Here is a 2435-nt window from a genome sequence, read left to right as displayed (position 1 = left end):
TTGTTTCTAAATTTTCAAAATCAATTTCTCTTTTTGATAAAATAATATTTTTATTTTTTTTGTTATTGTTATTGTTAATGTTATTGTTAATGGCATCATCTAGCATTGCATAAGCATTGCTTGTAGCATTGCTATTAGCATTTTTAGCATCATTACGAGCATAAGTTGTATTTTTATCCCATCTTGCCTTTGCTGCCTTTTGTGCTCTTTCTGAAAACTTATTTAAATTATCATTTGAGTTATTGAGTTCCTCTTCAACTCTTAAACTCCACAAACGACCATCTTCTAAACGTATGATCTTCTCATCGCGTAATAAGATGTCTAATGTATTTTTTAGGACTCTCACTGAACAGCCAGCCCACCGTGCTAATTTTGGAGCATCTTCAATAATAGGGCGGCGCTCTTCATACATATATAAAACAAGAGTCATATAAAGACCTTTTTCCACTATACTCATGCCACTAACATCAACAATCCATTGTGAAGAAAAAAGTCTCGTCCATGGCAACTTAGTTGACATACTTCACCTCCCTTTCTTTATTATTATTGCAAGTGAAATTATCTAGCTCTTCAGTGACGTTATTGAGTTCTTTTTCAACTTCTGAATTCCACAACCCACCATTGTCTAAACGTATGATGAATCCACCTTCAATCAAGGAATTCAAAGCTGCTTCAAACTCTTCTACTGGATAACCAATCCAACGAGCTAATACCCTTAAGTTGTTTAAAATAGGCTCACCAGTACGGAGCATTAGAAGTCGCAACATGACATAGATACATTTCTCGGTCGGCGACAAACAACCAAGAGTAAGAAGCCATCTGTCTGCAAAAAGCCTCGTCCATGGTAATTTAATGGACATACCCCAATTCCCTTTCTTTAACTAAATATAAAATTGCTAAAGCATCTGCTTCGTTATCATCTTTCGGATTGTGCCCTTTTGCACGCACCGCCTTAATCATCTCTTCTTTCGACGCATTCCCCTTGCCTGTCGTCGCTTTCTTAATCGTACTTACTGGTATCCCCTCATACGGTATCTGATGCTGTTCACACCACGCCGTTAACGTTGCTAACAAACCACCGTAAACATGCGCTGCATCTGTACCTTTATGACGCCTCACCTCTTCAAAATACACCACGTCAATTTGACCTGCTGTCTGCTTTATTTCTGATAGCCATTGCTTAAAGCGCAAGTAACGCATTCCACCGCCTTCAAAACGGCGCGATTGAAAATTCACGGTACCACTGAACATGTCACCACTTGCACCACGTATCGCCCACCCCGTTTTGGTACCTAGATCAAAACAAAGGATTGCATGAAGCATCTAAATCACCTGTATTTAATGATTGTTTTTTCTTAGAATGGTGCTTTAAACGACTTCTCTGCACACAATTTTACTACAATTCACACAATAAGAAACGTTAGGAAAAGATAATTTTTGGATGAGCTTTTCTTGCTCTTTTATTATTTCGTCTCTTTCATTTATCGCTTGTCTAAGCATTTTTATGTTTTTAAAATTGGTATAAACCGCATAACATGAACACAAATTAGCAATACAAGATATAATAAGTGCAATTAAGCCCATCCCTCTCTCCTCACTTACCCTTCTTCTTACTCTTCTTATTCTTATGAGCCGGCGCTTTTACTGCTTCATCACGCTGTTTAAGCTCTTGTGTTAGTCTTTCAACTTCCTCGTCGCGTGATTGCACATCTGCTTTTAGTGCCTGTATCTTTTCACTTTTCCGTTTAAAGTCTTCTCGGTACGCATCTATCTTTTGCTTCAATTCTTTAATTTCCGCATCACATGATTGAACATGTACTGTTAGTAGCTCTATCGTTTCACTGTTCCGTTTAAACTCTTCTCGGTACGCATCTATCTTTTGTTTAAGTTTTTCAATTTCCTCCTCACGTTCTTTAATCTCTTGCTTTAGTTCATCAATTTCCTCGTCACGTTCTTCAATCTCTTGCTTCAGTTCATCAATTTCCTCATCGTCACATTCTTCCATCTTTTGTTTCAGTTCTTCCATTTCCTCGTCGCGTTCTTCAATCTCTTGCTTCAATTCTTTAATTTCCTCGTCGCGTAATTGAACATCTGCTTCGAGTTCTTTAATTTCCTCCTCACGTTCTTTAATCTCTTGCTTCAGTTCTTCCATTTCCTCGTCGCGTTCTTCAATCTCTTGCTTCAATTCTTTAATTTCCGTATCACGTGATTGAACATCTGCTTCGAGTGTCATTACAACTTCACTTACATTTCTGAACGCCTTTTCATGCTCTTCAGTCTTTTGTTTCAATTCTTCAATTTTCTCGTCACGTTCTTCAAGATCTGCATCACATTCATCAATTGTCTGCTTGCTTTCCATTAAATACCTAAACTCATTCTCTTTCATTTTTTTCTTAATATCTTGAACCTGCTCTTTAAGTGCTTTAACTTGGTTG

The 2435-nt window shown here is 37.5% G+C and carries 5 protein-coding genes; all 5 read right to left on the bottom strand.

What is annotated here, in order from left to right:
* Positions 1 to 520 (bottom strand): DUF1376 domain-containing protein (locus tag ACFILL_RS09040; protein ID WP_375643803.1); only part of this gene is annotated, 520 nt, incomplete at its 3' end.
* On the bottom strand, positions 510 to 860 hold the full coding sequence (locus ACFILL_RS09035) for a DUF1376 domain-containing protein (RefSeq protein ID WP_375643804.1): 351 nt from the start codon (positions 858 to 860) through the stop codon (positions 510 to 512). The genes ACFILL_RS09035 and ACFILL_RS09040, both read right to left, overlap by 11 nt.
* Positions 850 to 1323, bottom strand: coding sequence for a crossover junction endodeoxyribonuclease RuvC (locus ACFILL_RS09030; protein ID WP_375643805.1), 474 nt, complete (start codon positions 1321 to 1323; stop codon positions 850 to 852). The genes ACFILL_RS09035 and ACFILL_RS09030 overlap by 11 nt, the downstream gene beginning before the upstream one ends.
* Positions 1324 to 1368: 45 nt before the next feature.
* Positions 1369 to 1584 (bottom strand): hypothetical protein, encoded by a 216-nt coding sequence (locus ACFILL_RS09025; RefSeq protein ID WP_114647943.1) that lies wholly within the window; start codon positions 1582 to 1584, stop codon positions 1369 to 1371.
* Between the two features lie 10 nt (positions 1585 to 1594).
* On the bottom strand, positions 1595 to 2435 hold an 841-nt coding region (locus ACFILL_RS09020), incomplete at its 5' end, for a hypothetical protein (protein WP_375643807.1).

Origin of the sequence: Bartonella sp. AP20NXHL (assembly GCF_042196165.1) — a bacterium.
Classification (GTDB): domain Bacteria; phylum Pseudomonadota; class Alphaproteobacteria; order Rhizobiales; family Rhizobiaceae; genus Bartonella.
This window is presented reverse-complemented; position numbering and strand designations above follow the sequence as displayed.

What these genes read in the sequence shown, in the direction of transcription:
- ACFILL_RS09035 (WP_375643804.1), bottom strand. Translation starts at nt 860, where the DNA reads ATGTCCATTAAATTACCATGGACGAGGCTTTTTGCAGACAGATGGCTT.
- ACFILL_RS09030 (WP_375643805.1), bottom strand. Translation starts at nt 1,323, where the DNA reads ATGCTTCATGCAATCCTTTGTTTTGATCTAGGTACCAAAACGGGGTGG.
- ACFILL_RS09025 (WP_114647943.1), bottom strand. Translation starts at nt 1,584, where the DNA reads ATGGGCTTAATTGCACTTATTATATCTTGTATTGCTAATTTGTGTTCA.